16 protein-coding genes are annotated in these 17,339 nt (G+C 70.7%); 11 read left to right on the top strand and 5 right to left on the bottom strand.

The genetic code is table 11. The features are described 5' to 3' along the window. The first annotated feature begins 18 nt into the window (after positions 1–18). The gene (locus H295_RS0105285) at positions 19–2,175 is read left to right on the top strand and encodes a SpoIIE family protein phosphatase (RefSeq protein WP_043217064.1); all 2,157 of its coding nucleotides are present in this window, start codon (positions 19–21) and stop codon (positions 2,173–2,175) included. 94 nt (positions 2,176–2,269) lie between these two features. Here the strand turns inward: H295_RS0105285 and H295_RS0105280 are convergent, their stop codons facing one another. The 3 genes from H295_RS0105280 to H295_RS0105270 form a co-directional block, all read right to left on the bottom strand. Further along, positions 2,270–3,241: a pirin family protein gene (locus tag H295_RS0105280; protein ID WP_028809068.1), complete on the bottom strand. Its 972-nt coding sequence runs from the start codon at positions 3,239–3,241 to the stop codon at positions 2,270–2,272. A 112-nt stretch (positions 3,242–3,353) separates the two neighbouring features. After that, positions 3,354–5,300: a YncE family protein gene (locus H295_RS0105275; RefSeq protein ID WP_020134290.1), complete on the bottom strand. Its 1,947-nt coding sequence runs from the start codon at positions 5,298–5,300 to the stop codon at positions 3,354–3,356. Between the two features lie 179 nt (positions 5,301–5,479). After that, entirely contained in the window at positions 5,480–5,956 is a 477-nt protein-coding gene (locus tag H295_RS0105270; protein ID WP_020134289.1) for an SseB family protein, read from the bottom strand. A 118-nt stretch (positions 5,957–6,074) separates the two neighbouring features. On the opposite strand from H295_RS0105270, the gene H295_RS0105265 reads away from it, so the two are divergent. The 6 genes from H295_RS0105265 to H295_RS47460 all read left to right on the top strand — a co-directional run bounded on the left by H295_RS0105265 (position 6,075) and on the right by H295_RS47460 (position 12,683). Then, positions 6,075–6,923, top strand: a complete 849-nt coding sequence (locus tag H295_RS0105265; RefSeq protein WP_028809067.1) for an intradiol ring-cleavage dioxygenase — start codon at positions 6,075–6,077, stop codon at positions 6,921–6,923. Positions 6,924–7,052: 129 nt separating this feature from the next. Further along, positions 7,053–8,879, top strand: a complete 1,827-nt coding sequence (locus H295_RS0105260) for an acyl-CoA dehydrogenase (protein ID WP_020134287.1) — start codon at positions 7,053–7,055, stop codon at positions 8,877–8,879. A 668-nt stretch (positions 8,880–9,547) separates the two neighbouring features. Further along, on the top strand, positions 9,548–10,840 hold the full coding sequence (locus tag H295_RS0105255; protein WP_020134286.1) for a M18 family aminopeptidase: 1,293 nt from the start codon (positions 9,548–9,550) through the stop codon (positions 10,838–10,840). A gap of 88 nt (positions 10,841–10,928) precedes the next feature. After that, positions 10,929–11,177: a DUF6458 family protein gene (locus H295_RS0105250; RefSeq protein ID WP_020134285.1), complete on the top strand. Its 249-nt coding sequence runs from the start codon at positions 10,929–10,931 to the stop codon at positions 11,175–11,177. 288 nt (positions 11,178–11,465) lie between these two features. After that, positions 11,466–12,506 carry a glycosyltransferase gene (locus H295_RS0105245; protein WP_020134284.1) on the top strand — a complete coding sequence of 347 codons (1,041 nt, stop codon included), beginning with the start codon at positions 11,466–11,468 and terminating at the stop codon, positions 12,504–12,506. An 18-nt stretch (positions 12,507–12,524) separates the two neighbouring features. Continuing rightward, positions 12,525–12,683 carry a hypothetical protein gene (locus H295_RS47460; RefSeq protein ID WP_020134283.1) on the top strand — a complete coding sequence of 53 codons (159 nt, stop codon included), beginning with the start codon at positions 12,525–12,527 and terminating at the stop codon, positions 12,681–12,683. Between the two features lie 59 nt (positions 12,684–12,742). On the opposite strand, the gene H295_RS0105235 is transcribed toward H295_RS47460, so the two are convergent. Then, a complete protein-coding gene (locus tag H295_RS0105235; RefSeq protein ID WP_020134282.1) occupies positions 12,743–13,135 on the bottom strand; it encodes a cupin domain-containing protein in 393 nt (130 codons plus the stop codon). 52 nt (positions 13,136–13,187) lie between these two features. Between H295_RS0105235 and H295_RS0105230 the strand changes: the two genes are divergently transcribed. Both H295_RS0105230 and H295_RS0105225 read left to right on the top strand, forming a co-directional pair. Further along, the gene (locus H295_RS0105230; RefSeq protein ID WP_020134281.1) at positions 13,188–14,171 is read left to right on the top strand and encodes a GlxA family transcriptional regulator; all 984 of its coding nucleotides are present in this window, start codon (positions 13,188–13,190) and stop codon (positions 14,169–14,171) included. Next, a complete protein-coding gene (locus H295_RS0105225; RefSeq protein WP_028809066.1) occupies positions 14,168–14,665 on the top strand; it encodes an LURP-one-related/scramblase family protein in 498 nt (165 codons plus the stop codon). Before H295_RS0105230 ends, H295_RS0105225 begins: the two co-directional genes overlap by 4 nt. Before the next feature lie 34 nt (positions 14,666–14,699). On the opposite strand, the gene H295_RS0105220 is transcribed toward H295_RS0105225, so the two are convergent. After that, positions 14,700–15,473, bottom strand: a complete 774-nt coding sequence (locus tag H295_RS0105220) for a carbon-nitrogen family hydrolase (RefSeq protein ID WP_020134279.1) — start codon at positions 15,471–15,473, stop codon at positions 14,700–14,702. A gap of 182 nt (positions 15,474–15,655) precedes the next feature. Between H295_RS0105220 and H295_RS0105215 the strand changes: the two genes are divergently transcribed. Together H295_RS0105215 and H295_RS0105210 are read left to right on the top strand one after the other, a co-directional pair. Continuing rightward, positions 15,656–16,480, top strand: coding sequence for a maleylpyruvate isomerase family mycothiol-dependent enzyme (locus H295_RS0105215; protein ID WP_020134278.1), 825 nt, complete (start codon positions 15,656–15,658; stop codon positions 16,478–16,480). A gap of 78 nt (positions 16,481–16,558) precedes the next feature. Next, a complete protein-coding gene (locus H295_RS0105210; protein WP_020134277.1) occupies positions 16,559–17,338 on the top strand; it encodes an SAM-dependent methyltransferase in 780 nt (259 codons plus the stop codon). Position 17,339 lies beyond the last annotated feature (1 nt).

Genomic DNA, 17,339 nt, shown 5'->3' with positions numbered 1-17,339 from the left:
TGTTCTTAAAGTGGGGCAATGCGCACTGGTGAGCCCCTGCCCGCCGTGGGGGATGTCCTCACCGCTCTCGCGACCGGCCTGTGGCACTGGGACACCGCCACCGAACTGGTCACGGTCGACGCGGAGGCCGCCCGGCTGCTCGGCCTGCCCGCCGAGCAGGCCACCCTCACCGAGGCCCAGACACGGGCCCGGCTGCACCCGGTCGACTGGAACGAGATCATCAGTGTCGTCGGCCTCGCCGTCGCCGAGGACACCCTCGCCGAGGTCCGGATCCGGATCATGGACGAGCGGGGCCGGGTGATCCGTACCGTACGCAGCCGCTCCAAGCCGTCGTACGACCGGCAGAAGAAGTCGTTCCGGCTGATCGGCACCCTCCAGGAGGTCACCGAGCCGACCCCCGGCACCCCCGCCGGACGCACCGCGGTCACCGGCGACTGGCGGCGCTCCCGGGAGGCCTTCCTGCTGGACGCGGGCCGCGCACTGGCCGAGGCCCGCTCCACCGCCGAGGTGCTGCGGGTGGCCGCGGGCCTGTCCATGCCCGGCTTCAGCCCCGACGGCCTGGCCGTCTTCGGCGTCGAGGGCGACCGGCTGACGATCATCGGCCACCACGGCCAGCAGCCCGGCGACGAGAGCCCCTTCTCCCACATGTCCCTGGAGACCGACTATCCGGCCGCCGAGGTCGTCCGCACCGGCCGTGCCGTCTATCTCTCCAGCCCCGAGGCCTACCGCTCCCGCTACCCGGTCACCTGGCCGCTCGCCCAGCGCTTCGACCGCCAGTCCTGGGCGTTCCTGCCGCTGACCGTGGCCGGCCGCACCATGGGGGCGTGGATGGCGGGTTTCGCCTATCCGGTCGCCTTCACACCGGACGAGCGCTCGGTGCTGACGACGGTGGCCCGGATGCTGGCCCAGGCGCTGTCCCGCGCGGGAGTGGCCGAGTCGGAGCGCGAGCTGACCGACGGGCTCCAGCGCTCGATGCTCCCGAGCCTCGGCCCGGAGATTCCGGGCATGACCGTCGCCGCCCGCTACGTCCCCACCGGCGGCGGCCTCCAGGTCGGCGGCGACTGGTACGACATGATCCCGCTGCCCGGCGGCACCTCCCGCACGACTGCGGGCGGCCGCTTCGCCCTGGTCATCGGGGACGTCCAGGGCCATGACGTACGGGCCGCCGGGCTCATGGGCCAGCTCCGCATCGCCCTGCGCGCCTACGCCTCCGAGGGCCACCGCCCCGACGCAGTCCTCTCCCGCGCCTCCCGCTTCCTCAACGGCATGACGTACGGCGCCGGCGAGGGCGGCGATCCCGCCGACACCCGGTTCGCGACCTGCCTGTACATCGAGGTCGATCCGGCGACCGGAACCCTGGAGGTGGCCCGGGCCGGCCATCCCGAGCCGGCCATCCGCCTGGCCGACGGCACGGTGCTGGCCCGCACCACACACGTCGGCCTCCCGCTGGGCATCGACCCGGACGCCGACTACCCCACGACCCGGATCGTCCTTCAGCCCGGCGAGACGCTGATGCTCTGCACGGACGGGCTGATCGAGACCGGCGGCCACGACTTCGAGACCGGCTGGAAGCGCGTCCGGACGATCCTGGAGACCCACGACGGCGGCCCGGAGGAGCTCGCCGACGCCCTCGTCCAGGCGGTGCACGGCCCCTCCTCCCACCACACCACCGGCCCTCTCGCCGACCGCCGCGAGGACGACATAGCGGTCCTGCTGCTGCACCGGCACACCTCGCAGGACGACGACACGGCCACCGCGGGGCCACCGGCCCGCCGTTCGATGCTGTCGGTGGCCCAGGCGGAACCGGAACGGATCGCGGTGGCCCGCCACCAGCTGCGCGAGCTGCTGCACGACTGGTCCTCCGCCGACCAGGTCGACTCGGCGGTCCTGCTGCTCTCCGAGATGCTGACGAACGTCCTGGTCCACACCGACGCGGACGCGCTGCTGGTCGCCGAGGTCCGCGGCGAGCCCGGCGACCGCCGGCTGCGCGTCGAGGTCACCGACACCAGCGACGACCTCCCCCACAAGCGCCGCCCCGGCGAACTGGCCTCCTCGGGCCGCGGCCTGATGCTGATCGAACTCCTCGCCGACCTGTGGGGCGTCGACCCCCGCGGCGAGGGCAAGACCCTCTGGTTCGAACTCCATGAGCCACCGGACGGGTCCTCGACCCAGTAGATCGCCGTGTGCACGCTGGCCCGTGCACAGACAGAACAAACCCGATGCCGCACAACTGAAGTGCGGCATCGGGTCATGTCGTGCGGTACCGGACTTACAGCCCGCCCTCAGTCATCCCGTGCACGGCCTGGATCGTCCCCAGGCGGCCCTTCTGGAAGTCGTCGAACGCCTGCTGGAGTTCCTCGCGGGTGTTCATGACGAACGGGCCGTAGTGCGCCATCGGTTCGCGGATCGGCTGTCCGCCCAGGAGGACGACCTCCATGTCCGGCGTGTGGGAGTCCTGCTTCTCGTCCGCGCGGACCGTGAGGGAACCACCGGCACCGAAGACCGCCGTCTGGCCCAGGTGGATCGGACGGCGCTCGGCACCGACGCTGCCGCGGCCCGCCAGGACGTACGCCAGACCGTTGAAGTCCTCACGCCAGGGCAGGGTGATCTCCGCACCCGGCGCCAGCGTCGCGTGGATCATCGTGATCGGGGTGTGGGTGACACCGGGTCCCTGGTGGCCGTCCAGCTCACCCGCGATGACACGCAGCAGCGCACCGCCGTCGGGGGTGGACAGGAGCTGCACGTTGCCGCCGCGGATGTCCTGGTACCGCGGTGCCATCATCTTGTCCTTGGCCGGGAGGTTCACCCACAGCTGGAGGCCGTGGAAGAGTCCTCCGGACATCACGAGGGACTCCGGCGGGGCCTCGATGTGGAGGAGACCCGAACCGGCCGTCATCCACTGGGTGTCGCCGTTGGTGATGGTGCCGCCACCGCCCTGGCTGTCCTGGTGGTCGAAGATCCCGTCGATGATGTAGGTGACGGTCTCGAATCCGCGGTGCGGGTGCCAGGGGGTCCCCTTCGGCTCGCCCGGCGCGTACTCCACCTCACCCATCTGGTCCATCATGATGAACGGATCCAGGTGCCGGTAATGGATCCCGGCGAACGCCCGGCGCACCGGGAATCCCTCACCCTCGAAACCACTCGGCGCGGTCGTCACGCCGAGGACGGGACGGGCGACCGCGTCCGCCGTCGCGGCCACGCGCGGCAGGGTCAGCGGGTTGTCGACAGTCACTGCAGGCATGTCGGTACCTCCTTGTGGTTCGAGTTTAGTTGAGCATTGAACTTTCTGCCACCTCCAACGGCAGAGGCCCGGAGGACATTCCCTCCGGGCCCTCGCTTCAGGCCGTACCGCGTCAGTTGCTGAAGTACAGGTACTTCCACGATCCGTACGTCGTCGAGTTCACCGTGTCGCCGGACGAGCCGTTCACGTACACCGGCCGGATCCGCGCCTTGAGGCCGGACTCACCGGGCGCGCCGAGGCTGACCGCCGACTTCCCGTTCGTACCGAGCGAGAAGTACTGCGAGTCCGAGGAGCGCCACGCGCCCGCGTAGTAGACCTCGAGGTCCAGACGCTGCTGGCGGCCCGGGTAGTAGGTCATCGTCGTGGTGATCACCGGGGACGTGTTCTTGTGGAACCAGTAGTACGAGGTCGAGCCGATCTTCGCCTTCTTGTAGTGCTTGGAGACGGCGGAGGAGACCTTGACCCGGGCGTACGCCGTGGACTTCACCGTCTTCGGCTTGTACCGGGAGTCGCCCGTGAAGACGGCGGTGACCGTGGTGTCACGGGTCATGTCGACGACCGCGGTGACGTTGCCGTCGGCGTTGACGTTGGCGGTCCTGATCAGCTTCTTCCCCCGGTCGCTGCCGAAGGGGTCCGCGTAGATCGAGACGGAGCGGTTCTTGTAGGTCTTGCCGAGGTGCGCGGTGAACTTCACGTCGGTGCCGTAGTTGTACAGCTTGCCGTTGTTGTTCAGGCTCAGGGACGTGGCCGCGCGGGAGACGTCGACCTTGTCGGAGGCGCTGACGGCCGCGTGCTCGGCGTCGCCCGCGTACTTCACCGTGTACGTGACCTTGCCGCCGGCCGGCGGGGTGTTGGTGAAGGAGTAGGTGCCGTCGGCCTTCACCGTGACGCCGGGCAGCGCCTTGCCGTTCGGGCTCTCCAGGTCGGTGCGGGTGACCGAGAGCCGGGCCCCGGCGGGCAGCGGCACCGTCGCCGAGAGCTTGCCGGTGACGGTGAGCGACTTGGCGCGGGTGGCCGTGGCGGGGGCGTTGACGGTGAGGGTGGGGACGTTGAGGGTGGGGCCGGTGAGCACCTTGACCGTGTAGCCGCCGCTGCCCGCGACGAGGGCGAAGACCCGGGAGGAGTCGCCGGCCCAGGCCACGTCGGCCGCCGGCTGGGAGCCGGTGCCGTAGGTGCGGACCGGCCGCGTGGCGTTCGGCCGGTAGATCGCGATCTTGGTGCCGGCGACCTGGGCGATCAGGCCGCTGCGTCCGATGTCCGCGAGCTGTCCGCCCGGGTAGGCGCCGGCCTTGGTGAGGGTGCCGTTCGCCCAGGCGTGCCGGTCGGTGCCGTTGACGAGCACCTGGTCGCTGCCCGCGACGAGGTCGATGTCGCCGAGGCCGTCGTTCAGCTCGTACGAGTGGTCGTTCCAGGCGATCGCCTTGGGCGTGCCGCCGGACACGTCGAGGACGCCCTCGGTGCCCGAGGAGTCCCCGGTCTCGCCGACGGCCAGCAGCTCCGGCCGCAGCGGGTCGGTGTCCAGCAGGGCCTGGCCCCACAGTCCGATGCCCGTTCCCTCGGTCGGGAGCTGGGCCAGCGCCACCGGGTCGGTACCGCTCGTCGGGTCCACCGCCGGGTCGACCGAGCCGAGGTCGCCGTCCCACTGGTCGCCGTAGGTGAACCAGACCTTGCCCGCGGAGAAGGCGACGTAGCGTGGGCCGGTGTCGGTGGCGACGGGGTAGCGGGCCTTCACCTTGAGGTCGGTCGCGTTCAGGGCGACGATCTCGTGGCGGTCGGCGACGGCGGCGTAGAGAGTGGTGCCGTCGTCGGAGACGGCCAGGTCGGTGACGTCGCCGAGGCCGCTGGTCTGTGCGACGAGGGTGCCGTTGTAGTCGGTGGCCAGGATCTGGCCGTCGGCCTGGTCACTGACGAAGGCTCGTCGCAGGGCGTCGTCCACGACAAGGCCGCCGGGGCTGGTGACCACGGCGGAGGCGGCCGACGCGGAACCGGCCGCGCCGACGCTCAGCGCCACCGAGCCGAACATGACCGCGAACGCCGTCGCGGCCGAGATGCTGCGCATGCGCACAGTGATGTACCCCCACAAGAGATCCCGGCGGTGCCGGGAGAGCTGAAAGCGCCGCGCGGCGTCCGGACGCGGACCGCCGGGAAGGCGGTGGCGTGCGGGGCGCGGCTGCCGGAGGGAACTCTATGGCATGGCTGTGACAATCGAACGGAGTTTTCGATCGCGCGGAGCGACCGCTACCCGTACATCCGCCGCATCGCGAAGTCGACCATCTGCTCCACGGCCTTCGCGTCGAACACGATCCGGTGCTCGCCCTCCATGTCGAGGACGAACCCGTACCCGGTGGGCAGCAGGTCGAGGACCTCCGCGCCGGTGATCACGAAGTACTTGGACTCCTTGCCCGCGTACCTGCGCAGTTCCTTGAGCGTGGTGAACATCGGGATCACCGGCTGCTGGGTGTTGTGCAGGGCGAGGAACCCGGGGTTGTCGCCGCGCGGGCAGTAGACCTTGGACGTGGCGAAGACCTGCTGGAAGTCCTCGGCCGCCATCTGCCCGGTGGTGAAGGCACGCACCGCGTCCGCGAGGGAGGGCGGGGACGGCTCGGGGTACAGCGGCGGCTGCTGGCCGTACCCGCCCACACCGCCGGCCATGGGCTGCTGGGGCGGGACGCCGTACTGCTGCTGGGCGTCGGCGTTCTGGTCGTAGCCGTACATGGGCGTAAGCCTACCGAGGGGGGTGGGGGCGGCGGGCAGCTACGGCCCCGGAAACCGACAGTGACCTGACAGCGGCCGGCCCTGGGTTTCCGGTGGGGGCCGCCCGTAGCGTCGACGCATGGGCCGACAGCGCGATGACGAGATGCACGAGCACGACCGGGGACTCTCCTACGACCTTCCCGTGCTCGCCCGCCGACGGATGATCCGGCTCATGGCGGGGACGGGGGCGGGCCTGCTGCCCCTGGTGGGTTGCACCGGCTCCTCCTCTCCCACGGCCGTGACGTCGCCGTCGGCCACGGGAGCGGGCGCGGGAACGGACGCGGCCACGGGCACCACCTGCGCCGCCGTCCCCGAGGAGACCGCCGGCCCCTACCCCGGCGACGGCTCGAACGGGGTGAACGTGCTGAAGGAGAGCGGAGTCGTCCGCCAGGACATCACCGGCAGCTTCGGCGACTCCGCGGGCGGCACCGCCGAGGGCGTGCCCCTGACGCTGACGCTCACGGTGGTGGACGCGGACTCCGGCTGCGGTACTCCGCGGAAGGGGGCCGCCGTCTATGTGTGGCACTGCGACCGGGAGGGCGGCTACTCCCTCTACACCGACGGCCTGACCAGGGAGAACTACCTGCGGGGCGTCCAGGAGACGGACGAGAAGGGGCAGGTCACCTTCACCAGCGTCTTCCCGGGCTGCTATCCGGGCCGCTGGCCGCACGTCCACTTCGAGGTCTACGGCAGCCTCCGGGACGCCACGAGCGCGACCGCGATCACCAGCACCTCACAGCTGGCGTTCCCCGAGGACGTGTGCGACACGGTCTACGCGAGTGAGGGGTACGGGTCGAGCGTGGCCAATCTGCGGCGGCTGTCCCTGGAGACGGACAGCGTCTTCCGGGACGGTCACGACCAGCAGCTCGCGGCGGTGAAGGGGAGCGTGGCGGAGGGGTACACCGCCTCGCTGACCGTCGCGGTGTGACTCCTCACAGATGGCCGGATCGGGGTTGCGGCTTATTACCGACGGGTAGCATCATCGTAGCTACTTGTTGGTACGTGAACTAGCGCGAGGAACCAAGTGCCTCGCCGAACTCTTAACGGAGCCGTCGCCATGGGGCACTACAAGTCGAATCTGCGCGACATCGAGTTCAACCTCTTCGAAGTACTCGGGCGCGACAAGGTGTACGGCACCGGGCCCTTCGCGGAGATGGACGTCGAGACCGCGAAGAGCATCCTGGAGGAGCTGACCCGCCTCTCCGAGAACGAGCTCGCGGAGTCCTTCGCGGACGCCGACCGCAACCCGCCGGTCTTCGACCCCGAGACGAACACCGCGCCGGTCCCGGCGTCCTTCAAGAAGAGCTACAAGGCCTTCATGGACTCCGAGTACTGGCGGCTCGGCCTGCCCGAGGAGATCGGCGGCACCACCTCGCCCCGCTCCCTGATCTGGGCCTTCGCCGAGCTGATCCTGGGCGCCAACCCGGCCGTCTGGATGTACTCCTCGGGCCCCGCGTTCGCCGGCATCCTCTTCGAGGAGGGCAACGAGGTCCAGAAGCACATCGCCAAGGTCGCCGTGGAGAAGCAGTGGGGCTCCACGATGGTCCTCACCGAGCCCGACGCGGGCTCCGACGTGGGCGCCGGCCGCACCAAGGCGGTCCAGCAGGAGGACGGCTCCTGGCACATCGAGGGCGTGAAGCGCTTCATCACCTCGGGTGAGCACGACATGGAGGAGAACATCCTCCACTACGTCCTCGCCCGTCCCGAGGGCGCCGGCCCCGGCACCAAGGGCCTGTCCCTCTTCCTGGTCCCGAAGTACCTCTTCGACTTCGAGACCGGCGAGCTGGGCGAGCGCAACGGCGTGTACGCGACGAACGTCGAGCACAAGATGGGCCTCAAGGCGTCCAACACCTGCGAGATGACCTTCGGCGACCGCCACCCCGCCAAGGGCTGGCTGATCGGCGACAAGCACGACGGCATCCGCCAGATGTTCCGGATCATCGAGTTCGCGCGGATGATGGTCGGCACGAAGGCGATCTCCACGCTGTCGACGGGCTACCTGAACGCGCTGGAGTACGCCAAGGAGCGCGTGCAGGGTCCCGACCTCGCGAACTTCATGGACAAGACCGCGCCCAAGGTCACCATCACGCACCACCCGGACGTGCGCCGCTCGCTGATGACGCAGAAGGCGTACGCGGAGGGCATGCGCGCGCTGGTGCTGTACACCGCCTCGATCCAGGACGAGATCCAGGTCAAGGAGGCGGAAGGCGAGGACGTCAAGGCGCTGGAGGCGCTGAACGACCTGCTCCTGCCGATCGTCAAGGGCTACGGCTCGGAGAAGGGCTACGAGCAGCTCGCCCAGTCGCTCCAGACCTTCGGCGGCTCCGGGTTCCTCCAGGAGTACCCGATCGAGCAGTACATCCGGGACGCCAAGATCGACACCCTGTACGAGGGCACGACCGCGATCCAGGGCCAGGACTTCTTCTTCCGGAAGATCGTCCGCAACCAGGGCGCGGCCCTGAACTCCCTCGCCGAGGACATCAAGAAGTTCCTGGCGGTGGGCACGGGTGGCGAGGAGCTCGCGGGCGCCCGTGAGCAGCTGGCCAAGGCGGCCGTGGAGCTGGAGGCCATCGTCGGTCTGATGCTGACCGACCTCGCGGCCACCGAGCAGGACGTCAAGAACATCTACAAGGTCGGCCTCAACACCACCCGCCTGCTGATGGCCTCCGGTGACGTGGTCGTCGGCTACCTGCTCCTCAAGGGCGCCGCGATCGCCGCCGAGAAGCTGGAGACGGCCGCGGCCAAGGACAGGCCCTTCTACACCGGCAAGATCGCGGCGGCGAAGTTCTTCGCGACCAACGTCCTCCCCGGCGTCACCCTGGCCCGCAAGATCGCCGAGGGCGTCGAGCTGGACCTGATGGATCTGGACGAGACGGCGTTCTAGGGGGACGGGGGCGGCGGGCCGGTCCGGGCCACGGTCCGATCCGGCGAGAGCCACGTGCCAACCCGACGAGGACCCCGGTCCGATCCGGCGAGAGCCGTGTTCCAGTCCGACGAGGCCGCGCCCCGGTTCCGACCGGGGCGCGGCTCGTTCATGGGGACGGCGTTTTCGTCTCGGCGGGGCCAAGGTCCCGTTCCCGCGAGGCGCGGGTCGCGCGCAGCCGGAGCCACGTCCTGGCGAGGCGCCGGCCCCTTCCTCACAGAGCCGCGCCGCCGTCCCGTTGGGGACACCGCGCCGCCGCCCCGGCAAGGCCCCGGTCCCGGTCCCGTCCGACAAGGCCGCAGTCCCACCCCGGCCAGACCGGAGTCGCGGCCCCGGTCCCCTCCCGACGAAGCCGCGCCCCCGTCCCGGCAGGGCCCCAACCCCATCCCGCCGAGACCGCATCGCCGACCGGGTACGTTCCCGGCCCCGCCCCCCACAGAACCGCGTCGCCGCCCCCACGTGATCGCGGCCTCCTTTCGACGAAGCCGCGCCGCCATCCCGACAAGACCCCGTCCCCACCCCCGCAGCGCCACGTTCTAGGACACACCCGTACAGCTGTACTCAGTCCTCACGAGGGCCCGTTCCCATCGCTCGGGAGTGGGTCCTCGTACGTCGTTAAGGTGAACCCCATGAGCGCACCCCACCGCCTCGACCGCGGCCACACCGACGACCTCATGTCCTTCCTGGCGGCGAGCCCCACGCCGTACCACGCCGTGGCGAACGCCGCCGAGCGGCTGGAGAAGGCAGGTTTCCGCCAGGTCTCGGAGACGGACGCCTGGGAAGGGTCGAGCGGCGGAAAGTACGTGCTGCGCGGCGGCGCGATCATCGCCTGGTACGTCCCCGAGGGCGCGGCGCCCCACACGCCGTACCGCATCATCGGCGCGCACACCGACTCCCCGAACCTGCGGGTCAAGCCGCTGCCGGACAGCGGGGCGCACGGCTGGCGCCAGGTCGCCGTCGAGATCTACGGCGGCCCCCTGATGAACTCCTGGCTCGACCGTGACCTCGGGCTGGCCGGCCGGCTGACCCTGCGGGACGGCTCGACGCGGCTGGTGAACGTGGACCGCCCGCTGCTGCGGGTGCCGCAGCTCGCCATCCACCTGGACCGCGCGGTGTCCTCGGACGGCCTCAAGCTCGACAAGCAGCGGCACCTCCAGCCCATCTGGGGACTCGGCGACGACGTGCGCGACGGTGACCTGATCGCGTTCCTGGAGGAGGAACTGGGGCTCGGCGCGGGCGAGGTGACCGGCTGGGACCTGATGACGCACTCCGTGGAGGCACCGGCCTACCTGGGCCGGGACAAGGAGCTGCTGGCCGGCCCCCGGATGGACAACCTGCTGTCCGTGCACGCGGGCGTGGCCGCGCTGACCGCGGTGTCCTCCGGTGACCTGCCGTACATCCCGGTCCTCGCCGCCTTCGACCACGAGGAGAACGGCTCCCAGTCGGACACCGGCGCCGACGGGCCGCTGCTCGGCGGGGTGCTGGAGCGTTCGGTGTTCGCGCGCGGCGGCTCGTACGAGGACCGGGCGCGGGCCTTCGCGGGGACGGTCTGTCTGTCCTCCGACACCGGGCACGCGGTGCACCCCAACTACGCCGAGCGGCACGACCCGACGCACCACCCGCGGGTCAACGGCGGTCCGATCCTCAAGGTCAACGTCAACAACCGCTACGCCACGGACGGTTCGGGGCGGGCCGTGTGGGCCGCGGCCTGCGAGAAGGCGGGGGTGCCGTTCCAGTCCTTCGTCTCCAACAACTCCATGCCCTGCGGCACCACGATCGGCCCGATCACCGCGGCCCGGCACGGCATCAAGACCGTCGACATCGGCGTGGCGATCCTCTCGATGCACAGCGTCAGGGAGTTGTGCGGCGCGGACGACCCGCACCTGCTGGCGAACGCTCTGGTGGCATTCCTCGAAGGGTAGTTCGGACTCCCCGACGGGTATTCGCGGAAAGTGGGGGTACCCGGGGTTCCGGACCGGAACGACCGGACCGGACAGGGAGGCGACACTCATGGGCCTCGGCGGATGCATCATCCTCATCGCCGTGGGAGCAATCCTCACGTTCGCCACCGACTGGCACATGCAGGGGGTCAACCTCGATCTGGTCGGTGTGATCCTCATGATCGTGGGGCTGATCGGCGTGACGACGTTCAGCAGCATCGCCCGGCGGCGGCGCGTGGTGGTTCCGCCCACCACGCAGACCGTGGTCGAGGAGCCGCACGGACGCCGCGACGGCTACTCCGACGGATACGGCGTGTAAGGGACATCAGCGGAACCAAGGACGCACAGGGCGACGACAGACAACCGTGAGCAATCCGTAATCACGGTTGTCTTGTCCGCTTGTGTGGAAATAGTGAATGCTGAGGCTCTCGAGAGCCCGGGGGGTTGGCAGTAGCCGGGCGTGGCCCATCAGCACACCCGGGGGCTCTCCGTGCACCACCCTGCGACGACGCTCGCGGCCCCCGCCGCGAGCCCTCCGCGCCCCCGTCGGCATGCCGCCCGGCGCGCGCACGCCGCACCCGAGGAACTCGACGGCCCGCTGCGGCTGGTGGCGCTGATACCGGCCCACAACGAACAGGACCGCATCGCCGAGGCGATACAGGGCCTGTGGCGGCAGACCCGTCGGCCCGACCTGATCGTCGTGGTCGCCGACAACTGCACCGACGCCACCGCCGAGATCGCCGTCGCGCACGGCGCGCAGGTCTTCGCCACCCAGGGCAACACCCACAAGAAGGCCGGCGCCCTCAACCAGGCCATCGCCTGGGTACTGCCCCATCTCGAGGACCGCGACCTGCTGTTGGTGCAGGACGCCGACACCGTCCTCAACCCCTGGTTCAGCGAGACGGCCATCGGCACCTTCAACCGCAAGGTCGGCGCCGTCGGCGGGGTCTTCTACGGCGAGGAGGGCGGCGGTCTCCTCGGGCTGCTCCAGCGCATGGAGTTCCACCGCTACGCCTGGGAGCTGGAGCGCACCGGCGGCAAGGCCCAGGTGCTCACCGGCACCGGCACCATGTTCCGCGCCCGCGTCCTGCGCGAGGTGCGCGCCGCCCGCCGCGGCGGGGTGCTCGGCGGCGGCACCGCCTACTACAGCCTCGCCTCGCTCACCGAGGACGACGAGATGACCAAGGCGGTCAAGACCCTCGGCTACCGGGCCATGTCCCCGGCCGGCTGCGAGGTCACCACCGAGGTCATGCCCACCCTGGGCAAGCTCTGGCACCAGCGGCTGCGGTGGCAGCGCGGAGCCCTGGAGAACCTGCGGGACTACGGCTGGACACGTGTCACCGCCCGCTACTTCATGCAGCAGTTCCTGATGGGCTTCGGCGCGCTGTCCTTCCTCGTCTACCTCACCTACATGGTCACGTACACCACGCTGTACGGCTGGCCCGGCTTCTCGCCCTTCTGGACCGCGATCGGACTGATCTTCCTGGTCGAGAAGACGGTCTCGGTACGGCGGGCGGGGCCCCGCGCGGTGCTGGTGGCGGCCCTGATGATCCCCGAGATGCTCTACGACCTGTTCCAGCACGCCGTCTACTTCTCCTCGCTGTGGGGGCTGTTGCGCCGCAGCGAGGAGAAGTGGGTCGCAACATAACCCTCTAGGAGAGACACGATGTACGGACGAGTGATCGGCGCCGGCACGACCGGGGCCGGAGGCGCCACGCTGGCCGCGACCGGGATGTGGCTGAACAGCATGGCGATGCTGGTGGCCGCCACGACGCTGGTCGCCGCGGGCGTAGCCGTGTTCAAGCTGGCCCCGCGCCGGCGGTAGTCACGTCGAGGGTGCGGGGGAGCCATGTCCCCGGCACCCTCGACGTCGTTCAGCGTCCGTCACCCCAGCGCGTGACCCGTCGTCACCTCCACATGCGCCGGGACCTCGTCGTGGCGGTCGCCGACCGTGGAGGTGCCGGTCGGTTCGAGCAGGAGGATGTCGGTCGGGACGGGGGCGTACGGCTTGTGCTCGACGCCCTTGGGGACGGTGAAGACGGACAGTCTCGGCAGGACGACCGTGCGTTCGCCCGCCGCCTCGCGCAGCGCGATGTGCAGTTCGCCGTCGAGGACCAGGAAGAACTCGTCGGTGTCGTCGTGCACGTGCCAGAGGTGCTCGCCCTCGACGTGGGTGACGCGGACGTCGTAGTCGTTGACGGCGGTGACGATGCGGGGGCTCCACTGCTCGGTGAAGGAGGCCAGGGCGGTGGGCAGGGAGACGGGTTCGGTTGCCATGGCGCCATCGTGCGGGCTGGTCCGGGCGGCGTACGAGTGCTAGGAATCGCACATGCCGCAAGGATCCTCGCACCGTGTCGTCCTGGTCGTGGACGAGAACTCGAACCCCTTCGAGATGAGCTGCGCCATCGAGGTCTTCGGGCTGCGACGGCCCGAACTCGGCCGTGAACTCTACGACTTCACGCTGTGCGCCGCCGCACCGGAGACCCGGATGCGGGACGGGTTCTTCACCCTCACCGGGGTGCCGGGCCTGGAGGCGGCGGAGTCGGCGGACACGCTGATCGTGCCGAACCGGCCCGACACCGACACCCCGCGCTCGCCCCGCGTGCTGGACGCCGTACGCCGGGCACACGCACGCGGCGCCCGGCTGGTCGGCTTCTGCTCGGGCGCTTTCACCCTGGCGGAGGCCGGTCTGCTGGAGGGACGGCGGGCGGCCTGCCACTGGATGTGGACCGACTCGTTCCGGGCCCGATTCCCGGGCGTCCTGCTGGAGCCCGACGTCCTCTTCGTCGACGACGGTGACATCCTCACGGCGTCCGGCAGCGCCTCGGCGCTCGACCTGGGGCTGCATCTCGTCCGCCGGGACCACGGGGCCGAGATCGCCAACCACGTCTCCCGCAGGCTGGTCTTCGCCGCCCACCGCGACGGCGGGCAACGGCAGTTCGTGGAGCGTCCCCTGCCCGACGTACGGGACGAGTCGCTCGGCCCGCTGCTCGCATGGGCGCAGGAGCGGCTGGGGGAGACGCTGACGGTGGCCGACCTGGCCGACCGCGCGGCCGTCTCCCCTGCCACCCTGCACCGGCGCTTCCAGTCCCAGCTGGGGACGACGCCTCTCGCCTGGCTGACGGCGGAACGGGTGGCGCTCGCCTGTCGGCTCATCGAACGCGGAGAGGAACGGCTCGACGTGGTAGCCGCCAGGAGCGGGCTCGGCACGGCGGCCAACCTCCGCGCGCGGGTGCGGCACGAGACGGGACTCAGTCCGTCGGCCTACCGGCGGCGTTTCGGACCGGGCGCCGGGGAAGCGGTAAGGGTATGAGATTTCTCGTGCGCGACCGGCTCCTCGGCTTCGGTGAGGACTACTGGATCGAGGACGACCACGGAAACAAGGTGTTCCTGGTCGACGGCAAGGCCATGCGGCTGCGGGACACCTTCGAGCTGAAGGACACCCAGGGGCGGGTCCTGATCGACATCCGCCAGAAGATGTTCGCCCTGCGCGACACCATGCTGATCGAGCGGGACGGCGAGCCGCTGGCCACGATCCGCCGCAAGCGGCTGTCGCTGCTGCGCAACCACTACCGGGTGGCGCTCGCCGACGGCCGTACCGAACTCGACATCAGCGGCAAGATCCTCGACCGGGAGTTCGCCGTCGAGTACGACGGTGAGCTGCTCGCGGTGGTCTCGCGGCGGTGGCTGCACGTCCGCGAGACCTACGGCGTCGACATCGTCCGGGAGGACGCGGACCCGGCGCTGCTCATCGCGGTGGCGGTGTGCGTGATCCACCTCGCGGAGAAGGAGCGGGAGGACGACTGAACCCCCGCCCCGGCGTCTCCCGGCGCCCCCGAGGTCAGAGCACCCGGTCCTTGAGGGCCGGGAACTGCTCCCGGGTCACGGCCACCTTCCCGGGGTCGAACTCCACGGTGAGGACCTCCTCGCCGGCGCCCGCCTCGGCCAGCACCTCGCCCCACGGATCCACCACGATCGAGTGACCGGCCTGCGGAACTCCCGCGTGCGTCCCGGCCGTTCCGCAGGCAAGCACGAACGCCTGGTTCTCGACCGCCCGCGCCTGGGCCAGCAGCGTCCAGTGCGCCCGGCGGCGCTCCGGCCAGCCCGCCGGGATCACCAGGGTCTCGGCGCCCGCATCGACGAGACCGCGGAAGAGTTCGGGGAAACGGAGGTCGTAGCAGGTGGCCACACCGACGGTCGTGCCGGGCAGCCGGACCGTCACCAGGTCCTCGCCCCGGCCCATCAGCACGGCCTCGCCCTTGTCGAAGCCGAAGCGGTGGATTTTGCGGTAGCCGGCGGCCAGTTCACCGGAGGGGGAGAAGACGAGGGAGGTGTTGTAGAGGGTGCCGTCAGCGTCCCGCTCGGGGATCGAACCCGCGTGCAGCCACACGCCCGTGTCGCTCGCCGCCTTCGCCATGGCCTCGTACGTCGGCCCTTCCAGCGGCTCGGCCGCGCGCCCGAACTCCTCGAAGGCGAACGCCCCCGTGGTCCACAGCTCCGGCAGCACGACGAGGTCGGCACCGGACTGCTCCCGTACCAGTGCGGCCACCCGACCGCGACGGGATTCGACCGATTCGTCCTCATCCACGGCGATCTGGATCAGAGAGGCGCGCACACTACCACCGTCCTGGCATTCGAGCCGTCCCTTACGGGCCTACGATCGTCACACGAAAGCACTGCCGGGGTGCCTCACAGCAGCGTAACTTAGCGTTCCAAGACACCCGCCGACAGCCACCGCCTCCACTGGCAACGACGCCATCACCAGCCCGTGCTCCGACCGCCGAGGGGTCCCGTTCCGTGAGTCTGCATCCCACCCTCCAGCCCTACGCCGACGCCTGGACCCATTCCATCGAAGCGATATCCGAGCTGGTGACCCCGCTGGTGGAGGGCGAGTGGAACCGCCGTACCCCCTGCCCGGGCTGGTCCGTCAGGGACGTGGTGTCTCATGTGATCGGCCTGGACTGCGAGATGCTCGGCGACCCGCGCCCCATCCACACCCTCCCGCGCGACCTGTACCACGTCACCAACGACATCCAGCGGTACATGGAGATGCAGGTCGACGTCCGCCGCCACCACACCGCGCCGGAGATGACCTCCGAGCTGGAGTACGTCATCATCCGCCGCAACCGGCAGCTGCGGAACGAGTCCCGCGACCCCGGCACCAAGGTCCGCGGCCCGCTGGGATCCGAACTGACGCTCGCGGAGTCCATGCCCCGGCACGCCTTCGACGTCTGGGTGCACGAACAGGACCTGCGCACCGCCCTCGGCCGGCCCGGCAACCTCGACTCCCCCGGCGCCCAGGTCGCCCGTGACGTCCTCCTCGACGCGCTGCCCGACGTGGTGGCCGTCAAGGCCGACGCCCCCCGCAGCTCGGCGATCGTCTTCGACGTCCACGGCCCCGTGGAGTTCCTGCGGACCATCCGCGTCGACATCCAGGGCCGCGGCACCCTGGAGACCGCCCCCGCCCTCGGCCCGGCCGCCACCCTCACCCTCGACTGGGAGACCTACGTCCGTCTGGCCTGCGGCCGCGTGACCCCGGAGGCGGTGGCGGACCGTGTGAAGGCGGAGGGCGACCCGGAACTGACGGGGGCGATCCTGCGGAACTTCACGGTCACGCAGTAGCGGACCGGCCTGGGTCCGCCGACTGGCCCGGGCCGATATTCGATGTCGTGGGGCGAGCCCGGTCGTTAGCTTGCGGCCATGGACGACACACGGCACGACACGGCGGCCGACGGCCCGCCCCGGCTCACCCGGCTGACCTTCCACGGCCCGCTCTCCGAGCCCCGGGCGGACGCTCTCGTACGGCGCCTCGCGCTCGCGGAGCCGACAAGCGTGCTGGATCTCGGCTGCGGCTGGGGCGAGTTGACGCTGCGGGTGCTCGCGGCCGTGCCCGGCGCCACGGGAACCGGGGTGGACGTCAACGCGGAGGACCTGGACCGGGGGCGGGCCGCCGCCGAGGCGCGGGGACTTGCGGGCCGGATGGCGTTCGTGGAGGAGTCCGCCGTGGGGTCCTCGCGAGGGCCCGCCGACGTGGTCCTGTGCGTCGGTTCGAGCCACGCCCTCACTGCTGGGGAGCCGCCGCACCATCTGCCCGCGGCCCTGCGGGAACTGCGCCGGCTGGTCCGTGACGGCGGCCGCGTGCTGCTCGGTGAGACCTTCTGGCAGCGCACGCCCACGTCGGCCGAGCTGTCCGGCATGTGGCCGGGTGCCTCCGTGGACGACCAGCCCGCGCTCGCGTCCCTCGTCGACCTCGCCGTGGCGGCCGGGTTCCGGCCCGAGTGGACGGAGACGGCGAGCCTGGACGAGTGGGAGGAGTTCGAGTCCGGCTACCAGGCGGACGCCGAGGTGTGGCTCGCGGATCACGGAGACCATCCGCTGGCGGCGGCGACCCGCGAGCGCCTCGACCGGCACCGCGCCCAGTGGTCGGCCTACCGGGGCCTGCTGGGACTGGCGTACCTCACGCTCGTGCCCGTGCGCTGAC

It is taken from the genome of Streptomyces sp. 351MFTsu5.1, assembly GCF_000383655.1.
Lineage (GTDB): Bacteria > Actinomycetota > Actinomycetes > Streptomycetales > Streptomycetaceae > Streptomyces > Streptomyces griseorubiginosus.
This window is presented reverse-complemented; position numbering and strand designations above follow the sequence as displayed.

What these genes read in the sequence shown, in the direction of transcription:
- H295_RS0105285 (WP_043217064.1), top strand. Translation starts at nt 19, where the DNA reads ATGCGCACTGGTGAGCCCCTGCCCGCCGTGGGGGATGTCCTCACCGCT.
- H295_RS0105280 (WP_028809068.1), bottom strand. Translation starts at nt 3,241, where the DNA reads ATGCCTGCAGTGACTGTCGACAACCCGCTGACCCTGCCGCGCGTGGCC.
- H295_RS0105275 (WP_020134290.1), bottom strand. Translation starts at nt 5,300, where the DNA reads ATGCGCAGCATCTCGGCCGCGACGGCGTTCGCGGTCATGTTCGGCTCG.
- H295_RS0105270 (WP_020134289.1), bottom strand. Translation starts at nt 5,956, where the DNA reads ATGTACGGCTACGACCAGAACGCCGACGCCCAGCAGCAGTACGGCGTC.
- H295_RS0105265 (WP_028809067.1), top strand. Translation starts at nt 6,075, where the DNA reads ATGGGCCGACAGCGCGATGACGAGATGCACGAGCACGACCGGGGACTC.
- H295_RS0105260 (WP_020134287.1), top strand. Translation starts at nt 7,053, where the DNA reads ATGGGGCACTACAAGTCGAATCTGCGCGACATCGAGTTCAACCTCTTC.
- H295_RS0105255 (WP_020134286.1), top strand. Translation starts at nt 9,548, where the DNA reads ATGAGCGCACCCCACCGCCTCGACCGCGGCCACACCGACGACCTCATG.
- H295_RS0105250 (WP_020134285.1), top strand. Translation starts at nt 10,929, where the DNA reads ATGGGCCTCGGCGGATGCATCATCCTCATCGCCGTGGGAGCAATCCTC.
- H295_RS47460 (WP_020134283.1), top strand. Translation starts at nt 12,525, where the DNA reads ATGTACGGACGAGTGATCGGCGCCGGCACGACCGGGGCCGGAGGCGCC.
- H295_RS0105235 (WP_020134282.1), bottom strand. Translation starts at nt 13,135, where the DNA reads ATGGCAACCGAACCCGTCTCCCTGCCCACCGCCCTGGCCTCCTTCACC.
- H295_RS0105230 (WP_020134281.1), top strand. Translation starts at nt 13,188, where the DNA reads ATGCCGCAAGGATCCTCGCACCGTGTCGTCCTGGTCGTGGACGAGAAC.
- H295_RS0105225 (WP_028809066.1), top strand. Translation starts at nt 14,168, where the DNA reads ATGAGATTTCTCGTGCGCGACCGGCTCCTCGGCTTCGGTGAGGACTAC.
- H295_RS0105210 (WP_020134277.1), top strand. Translation starts at nt 16,559, where the DNA reads ATGGACGACACACGGCACGACACGGCGGCCGACGGCCCGCCCCGGCTC.